The sequence below is a fragment of the Mesorhizobium sp. GbtcB19 genome, from assembly GCF_019091085.1.
Taxonomy (GTDB): Bacteria; Pseudomonadota; Alphaproteobacteria; order Rhizobiales; family Rhizobiaceae; genus Mesorhizobium.
The window spans coordinates 1-825 of sequence record NZ_JAGXJY010000081.1; the positions used below are offsets into that span (position 1 = coordinate 1).

At 66.7% G+C, this 825-nt stretch carries 1 protein-coding gene; it reads left to right on the forward strand.

All coding sequences use genetic code 11. The features are described from left to right. A partial coding sequence (locus KVT37_RS31675) for a condensation domain-containing protein (protein WP_254634397.1) occupies positions 1 to 825 on the forward strand: 825 nt, incomplete at both ends.

Genomic DNA, 825 nt, shown 5'->3' on the forward strand with positions numbered 1-825 from the left:
CATCCTGCGCACCGCCTTTGTCTGGGAAGGCCTGTCGTCGCCGGTGCAGGTGGTTTGGCGCGCCGCGCCGCTGAGCATCACCGAGATCGAGCTCGATCCCGCTGCCGGACCTGGAGCGGAACAGTTGCGGCATCGCTACGACCCGCACAACTACAGGCTCGACCTGACCCAGGCGCCTGTCCTGCGTTACGTGGTGGCGCGAGATTCCGGAAGTGATCGGTGGTTGCTGTTGGAGCTGCATCACCATCTGATCGGAGACTATTCGACCCTGGACATCCTCAACGAGGAGATCGAGGCGATCCTGGGGGGGCGGCAGGCCGAGCTAGCGGCAGCGGAGCCGTTCCGCAACGTGGTGGCGCAGGCGCGTCTCGGTATCTCTGAGGCAGAGCATGAGCGTTACTTCAGGGAACGGCTGGCTGATGTCGATGAGCCTGTGCTGCCATTCGGCCTGGCCGAGGTGCGCGGCGACGGCGAGGAAGCAGTCGAAGTCTACCGGAAGCTGCCGCAGGCCCTCAACGATCGTCTTCGGGGCCAAGCCCAGCGATTGGGCGTGAGCCTTGCCAGCCTTTGCCATGTGGCGTGGGGCCAGGTCGTGGCGCGCACGTCCGGCCGCGAGAAAGTAGTGTTCGGAACGGTGCTGCTTGGCCGCATGCAGGCCGGTGCCGGCGCCGACCGGGCAATGGGCCTGTTCATCAACACGCTCCCGCTGCGCCTGGACCTCGATGGACGCGGCGTTGCAACAGGCGTGCGCGAGGCGCATCTGCGTCTGGCGGAATTGCTGCAGCACGAGCATGCGCCGCTGGCGCTGGCGCAGCGCTGCAGCGG